The following is a 20,592-nucleotide window of genomic DNA, read 5'->3' on the forward strand; positions in this document are numbered from 1 at the left end:
GCCGCAGCATCGAGGCACAGTATGGACACCAGCACACACACGGTTCTGCACGGCCCGGACGGACTGAGCACCGCAGATTGCCCACTGGACCGCAGTACACACGAGCAGTTGGTGCGCACGGCACTGGTCTGGTCTGACCTGGATGCGATGCGGGACGACGAGTATGCCCAAGTCGGGCTTCTCCTGGCCGGGGTGGCCAGGGTGGTCGCTGACGATGTGCGTGCTTACGCAGAACGCCTCCCCGAGGACGACGGTCGGCGGCTGTTCGCCGAACTCGTTCTCCAGGAAGCCGACGGACGGCTATCGCAGCCGTGCTGGAGCCTGCACCGGGTGCAGCGGCGGGCCCGGCTGATCCGTGCCCTGTACGGACGCCTGGACCGACTCCAGAACGCCGTACCCACCGACGAGGAGTCACCCGCCACCACCCCCTGAGCCCTTGCCCAGAGCTGGCCGAGCCTGGCGAAACTTCGCGTGCGCCGCTTCACTGCGCCTCGATCAGGCTTCGACGTACGCCACGATCGTGATCGTCTGAAGGGCTGTCACGAAGTAGATGAGCCGTACGCCGTCGACCTCGTCCGTATAGTCGCGCAGCAGGGTCCCGGGCACTTCGGTGCCCAGCTCGGGGTTGACGCTGATCGCGACGATCGCGCGGTCCAGGCGTGCGTCTCGCTCGCAGTGAGTTTGGAGAGGTGAGTGAGCGCGGGCTCCACCGTGATGACGCGCGAGCGGCGCGGACTGTGCTCAGGCGACACGGGGCTGCTCGTCGGCCAGCCGGGCGAGGTGCGCGTCGCGAGCTGCCTCCCACGGCACCCCAGTCTCGGGCGAGGGGTAGCCGTTGGCCGCGATGTCCTCCAGGACCGAGGCGAGGACGTCCGTCTTGGCGCGCTCCGCGGCCGCATACGCGCGGGCCGACTCGGCGGCGTGTTCATCGAGGGGCTGGCGGGCGGGCGCTGGGGCCGGCTGCTGGCTCATCCGGGGCTCCTGGGCTGTCATCTGGCGTGTGTCACCACGGTATCGCCGGGGTGGGCCGCCGGACCCCGGTTCGTCCTCCCCGGGGCCCGGCGACGGCTGGGGTCGGTCCCACCCCGAAGGACGACTGCTGTCGCCCCGTCATTCCGTTACGTCGTCATGAGCGGGTGACCTGGGCGCAAGCCCGTCGTTGGGCACGGCATCGCGTGAAGGAACATCCGACCCCCCGCGGATACGCGATCGAGCCCCGGACCCTATCGGTCCGGGGCTCGTGGGCTGTCCGGGCTACGGCCTACAGCTCGAACTCCAGGTCCAGCACGTCGTTGATCTGTACTTCGTCCAGGGAGCCAGCGCGGCGGCCGCCGTCCTGGAAGTACACCTCCCGGAGCGCGTCGGCGGCGAGCTCGCGAAGCCGGTCATCACCTTCGCCCTGCTCCTGAGCCTCGAAGAGACGGGCTGCATGCTGCGGCGGGAGGGCCACGGTGAGGTGCCGGACACGGTCCTGGTCCGTTGTCCCGATCGGCGCGGTGTAGCCGAAGCGGGCATGGACGTCGATGACGATGCCCCCGGTCGTCGCCGCCTTCTCCCTCGCCTTGGCCCGGATCTGCGGCTGCCACCGCTGCTTGACCTCTTTCTCCAGCCGGGCGGCGAGGTCCGGGCGGGGTTTTTTGATCTGGTCCTTCACGTACCGCTCGACGGTGCGCTGGGAGATCCGCAGCATCTGTGCGACCGCCTTGGTGCCCTTGAGCTGCTTGACCAGGTACCGCATCTGCGCGCCGGCTGCCTTCGGTGCGGGGCGGGTGAACGCCTTCTGCACCGCTTGGTTGAGGCCGTCCCCGAACTCCTTGGCCATCGCCTACCTACTCCCCGTTGTCCTTGTCGGTGACGGTGCCGTCCTTGATGTAGCGGGCGAGGTTGAGTTCGGGAGCCTTGTACTGCTCCCTGACGCCCTCGCCCCACAGCGTGGTCTGCGTGCCCTCGTGCTTCACCAGGCCGGGATTCACTCCGAGCTTGAAGCCGCCCGGCAGGGGCTTGCCCTCCCGGTAGGGCAGGAAGTCCAGCGGGCTCTCGCCGTCGACCGCGTAGACGACGCAGTCGGAGTTGACCGCGACGGGGTACTGACCGGTGAACGCCGCGTGCTTGACGATCTTGCGGTGCAGATTGACCCGCGTACGGGAGATGACCGCCGCCCGGATGTCCGGCCGCCACGTCGGACGGGACAGAGCCCTCCACGCCTGGCCGGGCCGCCAGCCCTCGCCCCTCGGCCGCTCACGCAGCTTCCCCAGGCCGCCCTTGACCGTCGCCTTGACCGCGGACACCACGATCGCCAGCTCCGGGTCACGGCCGCGGTAGCCGTCCATCGCCGCCAGGAACTCCTCCGGCGACAGGTCCGCTGCCACACCGAGGTCGGCCATCGTGGCGAGGTAGGCGTCACGCAGCCGCGTGTACCAGCCGTCCAGATAGCGGCCGTTCTCACGCCGGACGTACGCCTCCACCGGCGCGACGTCGTAGCCCAGCTCCACCGCGTACGCCACGGTCGGCGTCGCATACCAGGCCGGGCCCTCGGGACGCTCGCCCTTCGGCGTGAACGGGCTGGGCAGCAGACTCGCGTCCAGCTCCGCCCACGTGTCCTTACCGGCCTTCACCCGGGACAGATCGACGTGCGAGAGGTCCACCAGCCAGCTCCCCGGGAGCTTCGGGTCGAACACCGGCTGCTTGACGTACGCGGGCTCGCCGAGGCCGACGATGAGCCCGTTGGCACCGGCGGCGAAGGCCATGTTCACGTCCAGGCCCACGAGGTTGCGGTGCATGCATTCGGCGTCGGTGAGCGGGCGCGCCCAGTCGTACGCCTCCTCGAAGAGTTTCTCTGCCGGACCGCGGACGTGGAAGCGCGGCAAATCAGCCAGGAGCGGGTGCCCGTCCGGGGCTTCGCACGGCGCGCAGTCCACCGGCTCCTTCCCCAGCGAGCCCGGATTGTGCTCGGAGTGCCGCTTGCCGTCCACGTCCGGTTCGGAGGCGCGGGTCGGCGGGTGGAGGGCAGTCATCAGCTCCAGGCCGGTGACGGCAGTCGAGCCGCGCGGCGTCATCACCCTCGACGCGTACGTCCCCAGCAGCCGGGCGAGCTCCGCCGGCGGCAGCTGGCCGGCGGTGCCCCAGTGCCGGGTGTCCAGCGCGTTCCACGACGGGATACACAGCTGGACGCAGGCCCTCTCCGAGCCGGTAGCGGGGCGGTAGATCCGCGCCCACGGCCCGAACCCGCGCTTCGTCAGCTTCCACTCCGCGCGGGCCAGCTGCTTGATCACCTTGTGGCCCTCCGGAATCCGCCCGGCGATCCGCTCCTCCTCCGTGAGGGCGACGGGGAGGCCGTAGCGCTCCAGCGCAGCCTCGCTGAGCACCAGCAGCGGGTCGGCGTCCTTGCCCGGCCCGACCAGCTTCGGCGCGCCCAACTTCGCCTCGCGCAGGGCCCAGTCGACCAGGGCCGGCATGGACTTGGCGGGCACGTCCAGGACCAGGCCGCCGACGCAGTACGCCAGCACCTGCCCGTCAGCGTCGATGTCGACGACCGCGAGCGGCCCGTTTGCGAAACGCGGGTCGACACCGGCTGGGACGGCGGCGGGCTTGGCCGTGGCCTTCTTCGCAGCCGGACGCCGCGACGCCGACGGCCCCCTGGTGACGGCAGTCGTACGGGAGGGAGCGCGGACGGGACGCTGCTGGACGTCCGGCGCGTCGGCCAGAGCCGAAGTCTCCGGCACCGAACCCGACTCCGGGGACAGATCGGCGGACCCGGCTTCGCGAGGCGCGGGCGCGGAGGGGCCGGTGAACGTCTCGGGCACCACGGTGTCCTGTCCGGGTGCGGCGGTGGCCGCCGGCGCGGGGTAGAGCTCCGCGAGCTGCCTGAGCAGCCGCGCGTACGCCTCACGCTCCGGGCCCCGCGGCTCCGTCTTGTTTTTGCTGGACTCCCAGACGCTGACGGTCGCGCGGCGCACCTTCAGAGCACCCGCCACCTGCTCCAGCGTCAGACCGTGCGCCACACGCAACCGCTTGCGCTCCTCCGGCGGCGGGAGCGCAGACGCGGACGCGACCAACGCATCGACAGCATCGAACAACTCAGACATGGAACACCTCCTGAGCCCCAACCTACCTTACGAACCGCTCAATTGCCGCTCATTCACCGAACATATCGCGTACATATGCATCGCGTAGAATCGAATCTAGATACGATCTGCCGCCCGACCTTCTCCGTCTCCGCACACTGCGAACGTGGCACGCCATGCGGCAGCTCCATCGCAGAAGTGGAGCGCACCGAGGCGGAGGAGCGATGGCGGCAGGAACGTGCCGCACAGCCGCCGCCGGAATGGATCGCGTAACGCGGTGCAGGCAGCGGCCCGCCGACAGCGACGGGTACGGCGGCGTGCCATCGGTGGTGCTGGGTCCGCTCAGGAGGCCGTCGGCTGCCGCCTGTTGGCCACGGCCTCCCAGCACGAGTCGCAGAGTGTGCGGGTCCCAATGCCGTAGCGGCAGCAGTTTTCACGGCAGCGCGCACATGGCCCGATCTGCGCCGGGGCACATCCAGCAGCTGCGTTCTGCGGGGTGCGGGGATGCTCATCCCGGCGGTGTCTTTCCGCTTGTGGTGATCCAGTGTTCGTGAGACCGGAACATCAATAAGGCGTCGAGCATCTGTTTATCCGCATACATCAGAGTTGTCGAAGCTTGCCGGACGATCCGATCGAGCAGGGAGGATTCATGCCATGGGCAACAAGCAGCGACTTGGCCATCCTCGCCCTGGGTGAAGGCCTGCCGCCCATGGTGCAGGTGGACAACGCATGGGGGGCGGTGTCGACTTCGGACAAGCCCAAGGAGGTTTCCCGGTTCACCCGTAGGTTCAACCAGATGATGTCGGTCGGGGCCCTCCTCCGACGGCGCGTTCGGTGGGAACCAACCGACCCCGGCACAGACGGCCGCGGTGATCACTGTGGCGAGTGCCGTACGGATGGCTGCTGATCTTCATGGCTGGAGGGACAACACCACGGACCTCCCGGTTCTCTGCGCGGCATCGATCACGCGGTAGCAGTGGCGACCGCCGGCACTCAGGGCGTGAGAAGGGCGGCGGGCCACAGGCCGATCGGCGTGAAACAGCGGTTGCCGCGTGGCCGCGGTGCGACTGATTCACTGTCCGCCGAAGCCGCGCACCTCGTCAGCGGTCAGGTCTTCTCGCACGCGCCGGATTCTCACCGGATGCCGGTACCTGCCGGAGTCAACTGCAGAGTCCCCCTCGAACTCAACGACAGTCGCTGGGCGCACGCAGCGGTGCTCCAGCACCGCCTGGGTCCCCCAGCCCGCAGAAAACGTCACGGCGCTCCACGGGTGATCAGGCCCCGCCGCTGCGAGGACAACGCCCAGCTCCCGGCGCAGCGCAGCAGGCAAGGGGGTACTGCGGGCGACCAGCCGCAGTTTGCCGTGCTGGTCATAGCGGCCCAGCAGCACGCTGGTCGGCGACATCAGCGGACCGGTGACCGCCCCGACCACCGCGTCGGCACTCGCCCGCGACCGCAGCTTCACCCAGCCCCTGGCTCCGGGCCGATATACCCCCGCCAGGGGCTTCCCGACGATGCCTTCCACTCCGACCGCGGCCCAGGCGGGACTCAGCCACTCGCGCGCCAGCTGGGGATCTGTGGTGGCCGGACACAGTGTCCACGGCGGCCCGAGCGCCCGGTGCGTGAACAGGTCTTTCAGAAGTGCCCTGCGTTCCCGCAGAGAACGCTGGAGAAGCACTTCGTCGCCGATCTGCAGCACGTCGAAGACGACAACTTGAGCCGGATTGTGCCGGGCTGCTTCTGCCGCTGCGCGTCCCCGGCGCCGAGCCCGGGACTGCAGCAATCCGAAGTCCAGTCGGCCGCCCTCGTAGACGACCAGCTCGGCGTCAAATACCACGGTGCCGCGCTCAGCGAGCAGAGCGACCTCCCGTGTGATCTCGGGGAAGGCGGCACCCAGATCCGAACCCCTGCGGGCCTGGAGATACGGCGCACCGGGCCGGGCGAACACGATCACCCGGTAGCCGTCCCACTTGGCGTCGAGCTGAAGATCACGACCGTCGGGCATCGTCTCGACGGGGCGGGCCAGCATCGGCTGGAACGGAGGGGTCAGGTCCACACGGTCATGTCTACGCGGAGCTCGGACGCGCTGCGAGCGGGCTGAGGTCAGGCCACCCGGGCGCAACTGAGGGGGATGATGCCCCCGCGGCCGCCGGCGGCGGGGACGATGTAGTAATCGGTGAACGTGCTGCCGCAGGCGTGCAGGGTGGTGTTCCCACGCTCGATCAGGCACGACGTGTAGTGCTTCCCGTGAGCCAGGCGCCGTACGACCGGACCGCCCTGGCCCCGCGTTACCGGCACGGCGTGACCGGTGACCTCGATGGTGGCGCAACGCTGAGCGCGGGCCGGTACGGCAGAAGCGGTGGGCGCGGAGAAGGCAAGGACGGCGCAGGCCAAGGCGGCAGCGGTAGTGACCGCACTGATCATTTTGTTCATGGGCGGCCAACCCTCACCGGATCCCGCAGGTCACGGTGCATCTTGGATGATCACCTGGACGTGGTCGGAAGGTCACTCGGTCCGGTGGTGATCACGCGCGGCGCCAGCAGCGTCGGCGCCCCGTACGCCACGGTGGGCGGGTGATCTCCCGCCGTCCCCTCCTTCTTGTCCTGGCCGCGCTGCTCGCGGCATCCGGGTGCGTCTCCGTACCGGCTGCCCCACGCCCAGCCGGACAGGACCGCCCGCCGGCGGCCGCTGAGGTGCCGCTGACTGCCCGGGTACAGCCGGACGTACACCAGCCACAGGGCCGCTCCACCCTCGCCCGCGTCGAGGCCGCAACCCACAAGCCGACGGACTCCAAGCACGCAAAGGCCAAGAAGAAGCACACCCACCGAAACGTTCACGGGGCTCACCGGGTGCCATCAGCTGGCCACGTTCACCGCCATCGGACTACGGCGTACGTACCCGCTGCGCCCCGCATCCACCGCTTGTGGCCTGCACCCGCTCCCAAGAAGGCCTACCGCCGTTATCACCGCAGCGCACCACACCGGCGGCCGCAGACCCGCCACCCGTCCCCGCCCCGCTACAACATGCGCCCGCTGTGCCGGAAAGCCGCCGGAGTGATGAGTGCCGAGGTGGCAGCCCTGTGCCGCGGAGCCTACGGCTCGTGAGGCCCGCGGCCGCGAAGCTGCCCCGGCCGCGCGGGAGCACCCGGGTGCCTGCTCCAGCGATCGTTCGTACGCTGGATGTCTCGGGGCCCGGCGTGGAGGTTTGCGATGCCCCGTCCCATCTGGACCGGAGCGGTGAGTTTTGGACTAGTTACGATCCCTGTTTCCGTTATGTCCGCAACGGAGGATCACCGGACCGCGTTCCACCAGTACCACCAGGAAGACATGGGCCGGGTCCGCTACGAAAAGGTCTGCTCCCTCGACGGCGAGGTCCTCGGCCCGTACGACATCGGGAAGGCCTACGAGGTGGCACGGGACCAGCTCGTGCCAATCACCGACGAGGAACTGGACCAGATGCCTCTGCCCACAGCGCAGGCCATCGAAATCGCGGCTTTCGTGCCGGCTGACAGCATCGACCCGATCCGGATCATGGACGGCTACTACCTCGCGGCGAAAGGCGGGGTCGCCGCCAAGCCCTACACGCTCCTGCGCCAGGCCTTGGAACGCTCGGAGAAGGTGGGCATCGCGAAATTTGCGTGGCACGGGCGGGAGCGCCTGGGCATGCTGCGGGTCGTTGATGACGTCATCGTTCTGCACTCGATGAAGTGGCCGGACGAGATCCGCCAGCCCGAGGACGTCGGTACCGCTCCCGATGCGGACGTGAGCGACGACGAGATCGACGCGGCCGTGCAGCTCATGGAGACCATGGCCCGGGAAGACATCAGCTCATTCACCGACCGCTACGAAGAAGCGGTCCAGGAGCTGATCGCTGCCAAGGCCGAGCATCGCACGCCGGAGCCTGTCGAAGAGACGTCGCAGGCCACGAGCGTCGTGGACCTCATGGAGGCACTGAACGCCTCTGTCAGCGCCGCGCGGGACACCCGCGGCGAGGATGCGACTGTCCACGACATCAAGCACGCCCCTGCGAAAAAGACTAGCCCGAATAAGACCACGGCCAAGAAGACAGCGAAGAAATCAGCCGCCCGCAAGGCGAAAAGCGCCTGACACCAGGGCCACGCCCCTTGCTCGATGTCCGTGGTGCGGCTCAGCGGCCGAGCCGGACGGTGCGCCAGCGCCGCCCACTGCGACTGATCATGCCGAGCTTCTCCATCTGCTTCAGCTGATACGCGACCGACCCTGTACTGGACAGTCCGACCTGCTTGCCCAGCTGCTGTATGGACGGCCCCTCACCGTGCTCGGCGATCCACGCCGCGATTGCGCGCCGGATCTGAACCTGCCGCTCACTCGGCGGACGATCCCTCACGACACATCCGCCCTTCGCTCCGTCTCGCGGACCAGGCGGCGCAGCTCGAAGCGGGCTGCCGGCGACCGCCCAGGGCCCGTAAGAAAGAAGGGGTGCTGCTCGATCCACAGGGACAGCCGCAGCAGACGCCGCCGCAGCGCTGTGGGATTCCGTGGGCGGGGAACGGACAGCTCCGCATACGTACGAGACCACTCACGCTGCGCCTGCACCAGTTCATTGGGGAAGGACTCCATCACCGCAGTAGAGCACATGTTCGATTTTCTCGGCATGTCGCCACCACCACGGGCGACTCACGGGCGCCAACTGCCGCCGCCCTGAGGCCGCCGCCGGGATCTATATGTCCGCAACCGCACCCGGCTTCGCGAAGTCTGTGCGCCTTCGCGCCGTGCCCCGCGCGGTATGGGCGTGCGCGCGGTAGGGCAGCATCTGCTCGTCTGCTGTCCACCGATGAGGGATCCTCATGCACTCTGCCCATCGTGCCGCGCCGCCGGTGCTGCTCGCCTGCCTGCTGCTGGCGGGCTGTTCCACCGATTCACCCGGCGGACCGGCCAGCTCCGGGAGCGGGAGTCCGGCGGCGGGCCCGTCCGGAAAAGCAGCAGGCGGGTCGTCCGGGCGGTCGATCCCCATCGGCGCCGGCCCGCAGAAGCACTACACGGTGCAGCAGCAGCCCGCGGCCGGCAGCTGCACGTACCGGTACGAGAAGGGCGAGCCGCTGGAGGATCCGAAGTGCACTCCCGGCGCGATCTCCCCAGCCGTCACCCAGGCGAACCTGAAGTCAACGATCTGCCGAAAGGGCGGCTACACGTCCGGCATCCGCCCCTCCACCTACGTCACCGGCAAGGAGAAGAAACTCAACGCCGCCTCGTACGGCTTCACCGGCCGCATGGGCGATGCCGAGTACGACCACCTGATCAGCCTTCAGCTCGGAGGCGACCCCAACGACCCCCGGAACCTGTGGGTGGAACCAGCAGACCCAGACCACAAGAACGGCACCGGGGTGAACAACAAGAAGGACCCGGTGGAGACGAAGCTGCACACCGCGGTCTGCGCCGACAAGGTCACCCTTGCCGCCGCGCAGCGCGCGATCGTCACCGACTGGACCACCGCACTCAGCACCCTCAATCTCAGCTGACCACTCGCGCGCTTGTGGCCGGTCTCGCCCGGGTGTACGGGCAACGGTCGCGTGTCCCGCAGTCGAGGTCGGACATCCATGAATTGTTCACTGTCTGGGTCTACCCGCATAGACCTGGCTGGTGGTGTCATACCGTCAGGCACCCGGAACACCCGTCTCCGGGCCGAACCTGCGGGAGACCCCCCATGCGACCGATGCGCCGCCTCACCGCCACCACCACTGCCGTCGGGATGACCGCTGCCGGCCTCATCCTCGCCACCGGCACCGCCGCCCACGCCTCGACCTGCTCCCAGTCCTACCTGCCGCTGTCCGACCCCTCGTGCACACCCGGCGCCTACAACCCGGACGTCACCCAGTCGACGATCAACTCCACGATCTGCGTGTCCGGATGGACCGCGACGGTCCGCCCGCCCACCTCGTACACCAACCCCTTGAAAGCGCAGGGGATCATCGACTACGGCTACGCGGACACCAGCATGACCTCCTACGAGGAAGATCACCTGGTGCCGCTCGAACTCGGCGGAGCCCCGCGCGACCCGAAGAACCTGTGGCCCGAGCCATACGCGGGCACGAAGACCGCCCACACCAAGGACGGCACCGAGACGAAGCTGAAGAACGCCGTCTGCAACGGCACGGTCACTCTTGCCGCCGCCCGCAGCGCAATCAAGACCAACTGGACAACAGCACTCCAGGTAACCGGAATCGGCTGACCTTGTGACCGCCCCCTCACCGGTGGCCGCACGGCCGGGCAGGCGGTCCGCCCTCCGGCGGGCCGGCTTCCGCTGCGACTTGAGTGGCTGTCGCTGCGATGTTTGGGGCCCTGTCCTGTCTCAACGCAGCTAGTCGTCCGCATGACGGTGACCTGCGTGGACTGAGTTGGATGAGACAGATCGACCCGGTTCGCCGAGATAAAAGGCCGGAGCCGACCCGTGGCGACTGAGAGGACATCTCGGTGGGGCCTCACTCACGACGGGATCAGACTATTGAGTGAGACGGGACAGGCCCATACGACTGGCTTTATTCACGACTCGCATCAACGGTTGTTCACCGGTGTGGGAGGCGCCAGGTCGGCGGTGATGTCGATGTGCACGGCTTTGAGCAGCAGTACCGCCGACGAACGGGGGGCCACCACGACGCGCCTGACCCAGACATTGATATTGCCCCAGTGCACGAACGCCCCCATCAGTCTCCCCGTCGCCGCTCCATTAGGAGGCTCAGACTCTCATCATGGCCGGAGCTGCTTCTGGCGGCCCCGACGGTGCACCTGTCCGTCGCGAAGGAACGTGAGCTCCCGCGGTGGGTGAGACGGATATTCCGGTTGCTTCCGGCCCTGGTGGAAAGTGGCCCGTCAGGCCGCGAATGCCAGGTAAGTGCCGACTGTGATGCCGGAGAAGGTGATGAGCTGGCGCGGTTTCAGGCAGCTGAATGCGGCGTGCATCGCGATGCCGGCGGCGACGGCGTACGGCGTCGTCTGCGGAATGAGGAGCGCGGGAGGCAGCAGGGTCTCCGCGGTGATGGTGGCGGCCGCGACGAGGCGCCAGAGGCGGATGTCGCGGGCGGTGAGGTTGCCGATGTGGCGTTGCACGAAGCCGGGGATGGCGTGTTGTCGCCGGTAGGGGAGCTGGTCCTTGATCTGTGTGTAGGTGTGTATCCACTGGGCGAGGTAGAGGCCGCTGCGGAACTGCGGCGAATGGATCTTCTGCCAGGCGCTGCCCCAGTAGATGTTGGTGGTGATCAGTACGAGGAGGCACAGGGGCCAGGTGTTGGTGGTGCTCGGAGTGTGCTCGATGGCGAATCCGTGGCCAAGGTCTCCCCCGGCCAGCAGGCTCCCGCCGGTCAGCAGGGTGTAGCGGACGGCGTTGGGGCTCTTGAGATAGAGCAGTTCCATAGCGATCCCTGCCAGGACCAGCAGGAGCGACAGACGGGGGGTCAGGCCGGCGGCCAGGGTGATGGCGGCGGCCGTGCGGACGATCAGAACGGGCCGGTAGATGCTGGCGAGGAGGGTGGCCCGGGCGGGGCCGAAGCGCTGCTCGGCCAGGTGTGTGCTGATGGAGCTGGGGACGAACCGGTCCCAGCCGCCCTGGCCGGTGGAGAGGGCGAATCGCGCAGTGCAGACCGTGCCGAACACGATGCGGAACTGCTGGAGGCGCCCGGGGTCGGTGGGGTGCTGGAACCCGGAGGTGAGGGCGTCAAAGAACCAGAACATGGCTGTCCTTCACCTCGACTGGGTGCTCGCCGTGGGCCGACAGGACTCGGCCGTGCCCGTCGATCCGGTCGTAGCGGCCGGAGTCGGTCAGGTAGGTGACGATCGCCTGGAGCTGGGGAGGCCCGACGAGGAAGCTCCCCGGGGAGAGGTAGGAGTAGATGTTCACCGGCTCGGTGCGGCCGCCCTTGGTGCCGGTGAGCGAGATGATCGTGAACGTCCCCCGGCAGAACATCCGCCAGCGGAACCAGCGGCCGGGCAAGGGGGTGAACGCGCTGATCATCGCTGCCACCAGGGCTGTGGTGACAGCGATTTGGGCAGCGGGCAGCACCAATGAAGCGTGCATGAAAGGGGCCTCCGGGAACGGGAGGTGAAGGTGGTGGTGCGCCCGTGGGGGCGCCGGTCAGCGCTCGGGCTTGGGGGGCCGCTGCATCAGCGCGGCGGCGGCTTCGGCGAGCGTGACGTTCTCGTGCAGCAGCGCGTACATCACTTCGGTGATCGGCATGGTGATGTCGTGGGCGCGGGCGAGGTCGAGGAGCGCCCCTGCGGTCTTGACGCCCTCAGTGGTCTGCCGGGTCGCGGCGGCGGCCTCGGTCACGCTCATGCCCTGGCCGAGGTGGGTTCCGAAGGTCCTGTTCCGAGACAGCGGTGAAGTGCAGGTGGCCACCAGGTCGCCCAGCCCCGACAGGCCGGCGAGCGTGGCGGGGTCTGCGCCCATGGCCGTGGCCAGCCGGGTGGTCTCCGCGAGGCCCCGGGTGATCAGCAGGGCTGACGCATTGTCGCCGAGCCCCATGCCCGCGGCGATTCCGACCGCGAGAGCGATCACGTTCTTCACTGCTCCGCCCAGCTCGCAGCCGATCACGTCGGTACTCGTGTACGGGCGGAAGTAGGACGTGTGGCTGGCGGCCTGGAACCGGCGGGCAACAGTGTCGTCGGGGCAGGCCACGGTGGCCGCGGCGGGCTGCCCGGTCATGATCTCGGCGGCGAGGTTCGGTCCCGACAGCACCACGATCCGGTCGGCGCTGACACCGGTCACCTCGGCGATGATCTCGCTCGCCCGCCGGCCGCTGCCGACCTCGATCCCCTTCATCAACGACACGATGACGGTTCGCGATTCGATGTGCGGGGCCCACTGGGCGAGGTTGTCCCGCAGCGACTGTGCCGGGATGGACAGCACCAGGTAGTCCGCGCCCGCCAGCGCCGCCGCCGGATCCGTAGTTGCGGTCAGGGACGCCGGCAGGTCGATGTCCGGCCAGTACGCCGGGTTGCGGTGCCGGGTGTTGATCGCGTCCGCGACCTCGGCGCGGCGGGCGTGCAAGACGACATCGCCTCCGGCGTCGCCGAGGATCTTCGCGACGGCGGTACCCCAGGACCCGGCCGAAAACACGCCCGCGCGGACAGTACGGTGCTCGCTCACTGCGGGTCCCTCTCGGTGGGTGCGGGGCCGTCACCGAGGCGGCGGCTGGGCCGGATCATCCTATCGACCGGATCTGGCCCGGCCGGAGCCCCTGGGGGACGGAACAGGGTCAGCAGGACAGCGCGTCGGCCGGGGAGCGTGGGCAGCACCTGGTGCGCCTCGTTCAGCATGTGCTGAGCCTGCTCCTCGCCCAGCTCGCGCCGCAGTTCATGGGCGTGGTCGATCCACAGCTGGTAGAGCCGCTCCCACATTGCCGGTTCGGCGGGCCGCTCGTCCACATGCTCCACCGTGAGGCCGGCAGCACGGGCCTGTTTCTCCCAGCCCGGTTCGGCGCCATGCCGCAGTGAACGGGTCAGGAGGAGCCTGCCGCCTGGTGCCAGGGTCCGTCCGAGCTCGCGAACCGCCGTGTCCCGGTCGTGTGCCCGGCCCAGGGCGTCCACGCACACGACGCCGTGGGCGCTTGCGTCCGGCAGTCCGGTCTTCTCCAGCTCGGCCTGGCGGAATACAGCTCGGGCGGTGTTGCTGAGGAAGTGTGGGCGGCGGCTGGTGGCCTGGGCGACGGCGACCGGGGAGAGGTCAAAGCCCTCCAGCCGCAGGGCGAGTGCGCGGGCCAGCCACAGGCCGACGCCGCCGGTCCCGCACCCGGCGTCGACGAGGCGCTGGCCTGGGTGCATCCGCAGCCGCGCGGTCAGCAGCCCCAGCAGCGGCCAGTCGCAGGAGCTGGAGGCCGCGACCTCGACCGGGTAGTTGTCGCCCATCGCCGCGGCGTAGAGGCGGGAGACCAGATCGGTGCGGGTGCGGGCGGTGTGGAAGGCGTCGTACTGGGCGGAGCGCTGTGTGCCGGGCTCGGGTGGCACAGTGAAGGTGGGGTTCATCGGGGCATCGATCTCCTGATCCGTGACCGGGTTCCGGGGCAGACGACCTGCACGGCATGGACCGCACTGTCCGGGGCGGACAGGTCCAGGACCACCGGCTCGTGTCCGGTGACCCGTTCGATCCGCCGCGCCGCGTCCTTGGTCTGGTCGGTGAAACCGCCGCCGGCCGCATCGAATTGGTCTGTTGCCCGGGGCCACGGTGTGAGCGGTGTGGGCTGCTCCGGGCTCAAGGGTGGGATGTCGAAGCTGCTGGGATCGCTGGGGAGGTCGTCGCGGGTACCGGCGATGGCGGTCAGCCTCGACTGCGCCGCCTCGGTCAGCGCCCGGGTCAGTGCGATCCCCGCAATGCTGTGGCAACCGCCGCCGGCGAAGACGGCCGGGTAGTCCTCGGACCACACAAACGCGAGACACACCGGCAGCCCGTACGGGCCGTCCACCAGCGCGATCTCCAGCGACATGCCCGCAGCCAAGAGACGGCCGATCACGTCCCGGGCGTGAGGGTCATCGATCGTGCGGGGCTCGATGAGGGTGCGGCTGCTCCCACCGGACTGTCCGTCCCGGTAGAGCACGTCCCGCTCCACCACCTCGAACAGTGCGTGCAGCAGCGCTTCGTCCCGGCTGTTGCCGCACGCCAAGCCGGTGCTGGTCGCCCGCAGCAGATCCGGACTCCACTCGGGTCGCTGGGCCCGGCGGCGGACCAGGTCGACCGGCAGCAGTACCTTCTCGCCCCCCAGAAGGCTGGTGGCCTGCGTCCACTCCCACACCATCCGGGCCAGGGTCGGCCCGGGATACGGGACGGTGAGCGGCAGCCCGGCCAGGGGGCAGTCCGGGGCCACTTCGGCGGCCGGGCCGCGGGCTTGGACGGGCAGTATCTGCTCGACGTGCCACAGCTCGATCGCCTCCATGACCGCCGACAGTTTCGCCAGCAGGTCGGTGGCGCCCTTGCCCTGAGACGTGCTCAGAGTCCGTGACGCGGGCCGGATCGCAGCCCAGACCGGCAGCCCGATACAGTCCAGGCCGGTCAGGTCGGCCACGCGCGTGATGCCGTAGTCCGGCAGATGCCCGGCCAACGCCTCCCACGTCTCTTCCGGGGCACGGGCGCGCACCGTCCCGGACAGCACCATCGTGTCGTCAATGCCCGTCACGGGCCGCCTCCATTAGCTCGGTCGTCTCGTTGATCTCCTCGATGAGCCCCGGTACGAGGGGCTTGGCCGCCTGGACGGCTCGTGCACCGCAGACCAGTCCGCGGGCGGACGATTCCGCGTCGAAGGACTGCTCGGGGCACTGCCACACGCGCAGCAGAAGCCGGCGGGTGAGGTCCTCCCGTACTGCCCCGGACGAGAACCCTGGCCGGCTGCGGCCGGCCCGTACGAGAGCTTGGGCGTACCGGGCGACCGACTGCCGGTCCAGGCCGGTCTCCCCCGCCAGCAGCAGAGCCACCGTCGCCTTGTCCCGCAGGTCGACCGCCGGATGGAACACCCGGTCGGCCGGCAGGGCTCCCCCGGTGGCCTGGGCCAGGCGCACCTCCAGCGGCAGGCTGGGCCCGCAGGTGGGGGCGAGCGAGCGGTGCTTGAGGTAGGCAGCCCACGTCTGGCGAAACGCCGGGTCGAACACCTGCTGGTACACCACACGGTCCTCGGTCCGCAGCTCCAGGCCGTCCACCTCCTCGCGGGCAAAGGCGTTGGACCAGCGCCGGAAGTACGTCGTCTCCCACATCCAAGGCAGCACCTGGGCATCAGAGCCCGCAGGCAGGCCACCGAGGGCCATGCGCACCGCCGCGAGGGCATCCGCACGCTTCAGGTCTCCGAAGTGCCGGTCCTGTTCGCACTGTTCGGTCAGCCACTGGGCGAACCTGCTCTCGCCCTGTCGGTGACAGACGGCCCGCACCGCGGCCGTCGTGCGCTGCGGGTAGAAGACCGCGCGCAACGCCGCCAACACAGGTGCGGCATTCTCGGCCTTGAGGACCCCTGCCACCCGTGCGAGCTCCAGGACATGCCGGAGGTTGACCAACGGCCAGGTCAGGGAGCCCCGCTCACCGTCCGGGGCCTGGCCGACCGCGACCTCGTCGTCGCCCCACAACTCCCCCCGGCAGTAGGCGGCATAGATCGCGCCGACTCCGAGCATCCCGTACGGCGCCAGCTCCGCCGCCCGCAGCGCACCGATACTCGCCGCACCCACCACCCGAACACCCCGGCCCATCGCGGCCAGGATCTCCTTGTGGCGCAGCGCCGGCGCCTGGTGATACACCCCGTCGACGATCACCACGGTGTCGCTGTCACCGATCGCGGTCTCGAACAGGGACCCGTGCTGGGCGGGAGGCCATACGCATAGGCCCGGCGCGAGCAGTTGCGGCTCGGGCGGGGACAGCGTCGGCCCGACGAACACGTGAATCACAACGGACCTCCAGAGCCCGGCCAGGAGGGCGCCCCTCCCGGCCCGCGCGAGAGCGACGAGACGCAAGAGACGCCCGGATCAGGACGCGAAGACGAACGGGGACTACTCCTCGTCCTCGACGTCGACGGCGACGACCACGGCCCGGGTGATCTCTTCGGTCTCCTCCGCCGGCGCTGAAACGCTGGCGGCGGCGATAGCGGACTTGGACACCATGAGGTACCTCCTGCAGAAGGGAGTCAGCGGCCGATCGGCACGCCTCGACATCCGCAGTGAAGCCGCGACAGCAACCGCTGATAAGCCCGCCACGGGCCCCCACCGTGGGGGTATCGTCCGGGCGGGCGATCCGTCACGCTACGAGTACCAAGGGGGGACTTGTGGACGACTTACGTCCGTCACCAGCCCAGATTCCGCGCCGTGTGCTGGACGACCCGAAATTCGTCCAAGCCGCCCAGAGCCGTGACTTCACGACGGTCTTCGCCATGGCGCACGCGAACGGGATCAGCTTCTACCGGATCGGTGAATCGTGCGGCATGAAGGCCGACCGGATCTCCAAAGTCGCCCGCGGTGAAGCAACGGTCACCGCGCTCGACACCATCGAGCGCGTCGCCGACGCACTTCGCATTCCCGGCGCCCTTCTAGGCCTGGCTGCGCGACCCTGGGAACACAGCTCCCCCAGACCGCACCCGGAGCCCGACGAAGGAGACGACCCCATGGACCGCCGCCAAATGCTGCGCGGCACACTCGCCGCCGGCCTCACCGCAACGGCCCTCACAGCCCTGACCGACACCCGCCAATCGGTGGATCTCGCCCTCGCAGCCGATACCGCCCCGGCTGACCTGTCCGACCTCGAAGCGGCCGCCGAAGCGTACAGCTACGGCTACCACGGCCAACCCCCGACCAGATTCCTGGCCGACCTCGCGAACGACTTCGCCGGCCTCCGCCCTCACCTCGACAGCCCTCAACCGGCTTCCACGCGCATCCGCGTGTGCCGCGCGGCCGGACAAATGGCAGGGATGACCGCGATCGTGCTCCACGACCTCGGCGCCCGCAGAGAAGCCCGAAAATGGTTCGCCACCGCCTCCACAGCGGCCAAGGAATCCGGCGACCAGCAACTGCGCGCCTGGGTACTCGCCCGCGAAGCGATGGTCCCGCTCAACTACGGTGCCCCGCAGGCCGCCGCGCTCCTCGCCGAACACGCCCGCCAGACCGCGGGCAACCGCCCGACAGCCGCAGCAACTCTGGCCGCCGCCGTCGCCGCCCGCGCCTATGCCCTGTCCCACCAGCCAGAACAAGCCCGCCAAGCGCTCACAGCCGCAGACAACCTCATGGAGCGGCTCAACGCGTCCGCCCGCGCCGACACCTGGCTGACCCACGGCGAGCAGAAGCACCACGTACACCTCTCCCACGCCTTCACCACGCTCGGCGACACCGCCCGCGCCCGCGAAAGCCAGCAACGGGCCCTGGAACTGTCCGCGCCGACCAGCACCATGACACGCTCCCTGCTCACCATCGACGCGGCCGCCTGCCTCCGCTACGACGGCGACCCCGAGCAGGCATGCCGACGCGCTGCCGCCACCCTGACTGCACTGCCGCGTCCTTACCGCACCGGACTCGTACGACACCGCGTGCTGGACCTCTACCACTCGATCCCCGCCCGCGACCACAAGCAGAGCGCGGTGCGCGAGCTGCGCGACATCCTCGCCGGATGAAGCGGGCCCCTACCTGGCGCTCACCGAGGCGGTGAACCGGCCGGGCGGCTACTTCGGCGGCTGCCTCACCGCCCCGGACGACTGCCTGCGGGCACCATCGGCTACACCGCACCTGCCACCCTGCTGGGGCAGAACGCCAAGACCGCCCGCGCGTACCTGTCCCAGACCCTTGAAGCAGACGGCCGACCCTACGACCTGTTCTCCGAAGTCCTCAACGTCCTGGCCGAGGGCGGCATGCACGTCACCCTGGCATGAGCTTTACTCCGACCACCCTGCTGCAACATCACGGACCACGAGGCCGCACCACGCGAGCCGTTACGGGTGGCAGCCGTTTCTTGAGCAGCAAATACGACCTTTCCACGGACGAGTGATCACCGTGCGGTAGGCCCAACCCGGCCCCTCCGCAGCCGATATCAACGGTGCGTGATCAAGAACCTGATGCGCGGCCTCGCGGCCGCTGGCCTTCTTTCCCTGCCCCTCGCGGCCGCCGCGCCCGCACCGGCCGCCAGCCTCCCCCTCCCTCATGCTGTGCCCGCTGCGGTGACCATGTCGCTCAGCGACGGGATCGCCGACCTGCCTGTAGCTCCCGAGCACCGTGAGGGGTACGAGCGGACGAAGTTCAAGCACTGGGTCGACGCCGACCACAACGGCTGCAACACGAGGGCCGAAGTCCTGATCGCCGAGTCCCGCACGAAACCGGTCATCGAAGCGGGCTGCAAGATCGCCTCGGGCACCTGGTACTCGTACTACGACGGAGTGACCGTCGCTGCCCCCGGCGGCCTCGACATCGACCACATGGTCCCCCTCGCCGAAGCCTGGGACTCCGGCGCCTCAAACTGGACGGCCGCCCGACGCCAGGCGTACGCCAATGACCTCGACGCCCCCCGCAGCCTGGTGGCCGTCAGCGCGAAGGCCAACCGGTCCAAGAGCGACCAGGACGTCACCGACTGGCTGCCGCCACTGGCCGATGCCCGCTGCCAGTACGCCTCCGACTGGACCTCCACGAAACTCCGCTGGGGCCTGAGCATCGACAGCGCCGAGCGCACCGCACTGGAGCACATCGCGTCCGGCTGTGGACACACGAACGTCGAGTACGAGACCGCCCTCCCCTAGTTCTCCACCCGCGGGTGCTGAGTGCCCGTCGGCGGACGGGCACTCAGCACCGCAGCCCGGCCCGTCGCGGTGAGTATGAACGGGGGGAGCAGCGGTGGCGGGCTCGGTGCGCAGGCCCTCATGAGACTGAGCGCTCGAATTGGCCCGTGAGTACTTCACGTGGCCCCGCCTGCGCTGTCGAGCTGGCCCGTCCATTCCCGCAAGGTCAGTGAACTTCCCTGGATTCGTATCGTGCCTCTCGGGGTGGGCGAGGTACTGATGACCCCTGCTCGCCCTGCCGTAGAAGGCAGTCGCTTGAGACTCATCAGACGCTCGCTTCCGCAACTCATTTAGGGTATCGATGTGAATATCAAATAGTCCAAGAATGCGACGGGGGCTGGCGTAAATTTACCTGGACACGGCATGCGTGTCGTCTGCCGATTGAGCTAGTAGCATCTGTATCCGTGACTACAAAGACGGCGCCGGTCCGTGACCGCATCAGAAATGTTTTGGAGTCGGCTCGAACCTCCGAGCCCTATCCGGTCTGGATGACTTGGCGGTCCCTGGCCATTCGGGTATATGGATATAGCCGCCCGTCAAAAAGCGACATCTATAACATTCGGCGCGTCGCTGAAAAGATGCATGACGTTGACCTGCTGCGCTTCGAGAAAAGGCAGACACACGCAGGCGCCCGCCTTCATCCAACTCCTGAGGAAGCCTGGCTTCAGAGCCACATCGTCGATGTATACGCGGGCACGATGGACGGAGTCGATTACCGCGCCTACTGTCCCCCCGATGAGGAGCAGGTGCTGGAGGCTTTTTGGCACGGTTGCCGCCAGCAGGAAGACATTCGAGTCAACCTGTGCAGGGTTGTGGAGATTGTCAATAAACGCTGCCGCACAACGTTTGATCCCTCCGATGTGGCGTGGTGGAGGGTGGGACTGGAAGAGCATCGGAAGCAGCTACGGAAGGATGTAGTGACCAAGCTGCATACTGCTCTGGTTGCAGCTCTGGTAAAGAAAGAACAGCAGGAGATTGAAGCGCGTCTGGTTACCCTGGGCCCTTATCGCGTCGATCCAGAGAAAACGCCTCAATGCCCTTGCTGCCGTCAGGAGCTGCCAACTGGGCTGCCCCTTGCTCGGCAGCCAACAGCTCAGCAGGAAATGACGGCTGAGCCACGGCAGCCCAGGCCGCAGCTTGCGGGGGAACTGGTCGGCTAGGGCCGACCGCCCGGTGTATCGGGTCACAGACAACGAAATGGATATCACCGGGTTCTGGCCAGAGCTCTTCATCGCGCAGGGGACTCCACGTTGGGGCAACGTCCGATGGCGATCTGGAGTA

Annotated in this window: 22 protein-coding genes and 1 pseudogene; 8 read left to right on the plus strand and 15 right to left on the minus strand. The window is 68.6% G+C overall.

All coding sequences use genetic code 11. The features are described 5' to 3' along the window. Positions 1 to 21: 21 nt before the first annotated feature. Positions 22 to 432 (plus strand): restriction endonuclease, encoded by a 411-nt coding sequence (locus tag OG210_RS33405; protein ID WP_328335871.1) that lies wholly within the window; start codon positions 22 to 24, stop codon positions 430 to 432. A 309-nt stretch (positions 433 to 741) separates the two neighbouring features. Here OG210_RS33405 and OG210_RS33410 read toward each other — a convergent pair whose 3' ends face one another. The 6 genes from OG210_RS33410 to OG210_RS33435 form a co-directional block, all read right to left on the minus strand. After that, on the minus strand, positions 742 to 972 hold the full coding sequence (locus OG210_RS33410) for a hypothetical protein (RefSeq protein ID WP_328335869.1): 231 nt from the start codon (positions 970 to 972) through the stop codon (positions 742 to 744). 289 nt (positions 973 to 1,261) lie between these two features. After that, positions 1,262 to 1,822 (minus strand): XRE family transcriptional regulator, encoded by a 561-nt coding sequence (locus tag OG210_RS33415; RefSeq protein WP_331719794.1) that lies wholly within the window; start codon positions 1,820 to 1,822, stop codon positions 1,262 to 1,264. A 7-nt stretch (positions 1,823 to 1,829) separates the two neighbouring features. After that, positions 1,830 to 4,085 carry a transcriptional regulator gene (locus OG210_RS33420; protein ID WP_331719795.1) on the minus strand — a complete coding sequence of 752 codons (2,256 nt, stop codon included), beginning with the start codon at positions 4,083 to 4,085 and terminating at the stop codon, positions 1,830 to 1,832. 1,051 nt (positions 4,086 to 5,136) lie between these two features. Further along, positions 5,137 to 6,093: an ATP-dependent DNA ligase gene (locus tag OG210_RS33425; protein WP_331719906.1), complete on the minus strand. Its 957-nt coding sequence runs from the start codon at positions 6,091 to 6,093 to the stop codon at positions 5,137 to 5,139. 74 nt (positions 6,094 to 6,167) lie between these two features. Continuing rightward, the gene (locus OG210_RS33430) at positions 6,168 to 6,497 is read right to left on the minus strand and encodes a hypothetical protein (protein ID WP_331719797.1); all 330 of its coding nucleotides are present in this window, start codon (positions 6,495 to 6,497) and stop codon (positions 6,168 to 6,170) included. A 50-nt stretch (positions 6,498 to 6,547) separates the two neighbouring features. Further along, positions 6,548 to 6,841: a hypothetical protein gene (locus OG210_RS33435; protein WP_328335864.1), complete on the minus strand. Its 294-nt coding sequence runs from the start codon at positions 6,839 to 6,841 to the stop codon at positions 6,548 to 6,550. 432 nt (positions 6,842 to 7,273) lie between these two features. Between OG210_RS33435 and OG210_RS33440 the strand changes: the two genes are divergently transcribed. Beyond that, positions 7,274 to 8,170: a Ku protein gene (locus tag OG210_RS33440; protein ID WP_328335863.1), complete on the plus strand. Its 897-nt coding sequence runs from the start codon at positions 7,274 to 7,276 to the stop codon at positions 8,168 to 8,170. A gap of 40 nt (positions 8,171 to 8,210) precedes the next feature. On the opposite strand, the gene OG210_RS33445 is transcribed toward OG210_RS33440, so the two are convergent. Both OG210_RS33445 and OG210_RS33450 read right to left on the minus strand, forming a co-directional pair. Further along, a complete protein-coding gene (locus tag OG210_RS33445; RefSeq protein WP_328335862.1) occupies positions 8,211 to 8,429 on the minus strand; it encodes a hypothetical protein in 219 nt (72 codons plus the stop codon). Then, positions 8,426 to 8,698, minus strand: a complete 273-nt coding sequence (locus OG210_RS33450) for a hypothetical protein (protein WP_328335861.1) — start codon at positions 8,696 to 8,698, stop codon at positions 8,426 to 8,428. Before OG210_RS33450 ends, OG210_RS33445 begins: the two co-directional genes overlap by 4 nt. 191 nt (positions 8,699 to 8,889) lie before the next feature. On the opposite strand from OG210_RS33450, the gene OG210_RS33455 reads away from it, so the two are divergent. Both OG210_RS33455 and OG210_RS33460 read left to right on the plus strand, forming a co-directional pair. Beyond that, positions 8,890 to 9,561, plus strand: coding sequence for a hypothetical protein (locus OG210_RS33455; protein ID WP_328335860.1), 672 nt, complete (start codon positions 8,890 to 8,892; stop codon positions 9,559 to 9,561). A gap of 185 nt (positions 9,562 to 9,746) precedes the next feature. Beyond that, positions 9,747 to 10,271: a hypothetical protein gene (locus OG210_RS33460; RefSeq protein WP_328335859.1), complete on the plus strand. Its 525-nt coding sequence runs from the start codon at positions 9,747 to 9,749 to the stop codon at positions 10,269 to 10,271. Positions 10,272 to 10,594: 323 nt separating this feature from the next. Here the strand turns inward: OG210_RS33460 and OG210_RS33465 are convergent, their stop codons facing one another. The 7 genes from OG210_RS33465 to OG210_RS33495 all read right to left on the minus strand — a co-directional run bounded on the left by OG210_RS33465 (position 10,595) and on the right by OG210_RS33495 (position 16,450). Then, positions 10,595 to 10,744 (minus strand): hypothetical protein, encoded by a 150-nt coding sequence (locus OG210_RS33465; protein WP_328335858.1) that lies wholly within the window; start codon positions 10,742 to 10,744, stop codon positions 10,595 to 10,597. Positions 10,745 to 10,909: 165 nt separating this feature from the next. Next, positions 10,910 to 11,767 carry a hypothetical protein gene (locus OG210_RS33470; protein WP_328335892.1) on the minus strand — a complete coding sequence of 286 codons (858 nt, stop codon included), beginning with the start codon at positions 11,765 to 11,767 and terminating at the stop codon, positions 10,910 to 10,912. Continuing rightward, positions 11,751 to 12,110 carry a hypothetical protein gene (locus OG210_RS33475; protein WP_328335856.1) on the minus strand — a complete coding sequence of 120 codons (360 nt, stop codon included), beginning with the start codon at positions 12,108 to 12,110 and terminating at the stop codon, positions 11,751 to 11,753. The genes OG210_RS33470 and OG210_RS33475 overlap by 17 nt, the downstream gene beginning before the upstream one ends. A 57-nt stretch (positions 12,111 to 12,167) precedes the next feature. Next, entirely contained in the window at positions 12,168 to 13,181 is a 1,014-nt protein-coding gene (locus OG210_RS33480) for an NAD(P)H-dependent glycerol-3-phosphate dehydrogenase (RefSeq protein WP_331719800.1), read from the minus strand. Then, positions 13,178 to 14,056: a class I SAM-dependent methyltransferase gene (locus OG210_RS33485; RefSeq protein ID WP_331719801.1), complete on the minus strand. Its 879-nt coding sequence runs from the start codon at positions 14,054 to 14,056 to the stop codon at positions 13,178 to 13,180. Before OG210_RS33485 ends, OG210_RS33480 begins: the two co-directional genes overlap by 4 nt. Further along, positions 14,053 to 15,201 carry a YcaO-like family protein gene (locus tag OG210_RS33490; protein WP_328335853.1) on the minus strand — a complete coding sequence of 383 codons (1,149 nt, stop codon included), beginning with the start codon at positions 15,199 to 15,201 and terminating at the stop codon, positions 14,053 to 14,055. The genes OG210_RS33485 and OG210_RS33490 overlap by 4 nt, the downstream gene beginning before the upstream one ends. After that, complete coding sequence (locus tag OG210_RS33495; RefSeq protein ID WP_328335852.1) at positions 15,188 to 16,450, minus strand: TfuA domain-containing protein; 1,263 nt, start codon at positions 16,448 to 16,450, stop codon at positions 15,188 to 15,190. The genes OG210_RS33490 and OG210_RS33495 overlap by 14 nt, the downstream gene beginning before the upstream one ends. A gap of 374 nt (positions 16,451 to 16,824) precedes the next feature. On the opposite strand from OG210_RS33495, the gene OG210_RS33500 reads away from it, so the two are divergent. The 4 genes and pseudogenes from OG210_RS33500 to OG210_RS33515 all read left to right on the plus strand — a co-directional run bounded on the left by OG210_RS33500 (position 16,825) and on the right by OG210_RS33515 (position 20,471). Then, positions 16,825 to 18,159, plus strand: coding sequence for a hypothetical protein (locus tag OG210_RS33500; RefSeq protein WP_328335851.1), 1,335 nt, complete (start codon positions 16,825 to 16,827; stop codon positions 18,157 to 18,159). Beyond that, positions 18,155 to 18,414: pseudogene (locus tag OG210_RS33505) on the plus strand (hypothetical protein); the annotation flags it as partial. The gene OG210_RS33500 and the pseudogene OG210_RS33505, both read left to right, overlap by 5 nt. 168 nt (positions 18,415 to 18,582) lie before the next feature. After that, complete coding sequence (locus OG210_RS33510) at positions 18,583 to 19,272, plus strand: HNH endonuclease family protein (RefSeq protein ID WP_331719802.1); 690 nt, start codon at positions 18,583 to 18,585, stop codon at positions 19,270 to 19,272. 443 nt (positions 19,273 to 19,715) lie between these two features. Next, positions 19,716 to 20,471: a hypothetical protein gene (locus OG210_RS33515; protein ID WP_328335849.1), complete on the plus strand. Its 756-nt coding sequence runs from the start codon at positions 19,716 to 19,718 to the stop codon at positions 20,469 to 20,471. Positions 20,472 to 20,592: the final 121 nt, after the last annotated feature.

This window comes from Streptomyces sp. NBC_00466 (assembly GCF_041433995.1).
Classification (GTDB): Bacteria; Actinomycetota; Actinomycetes; order Streptomycetales; family Streptomycetaceae; genus Streptomyces.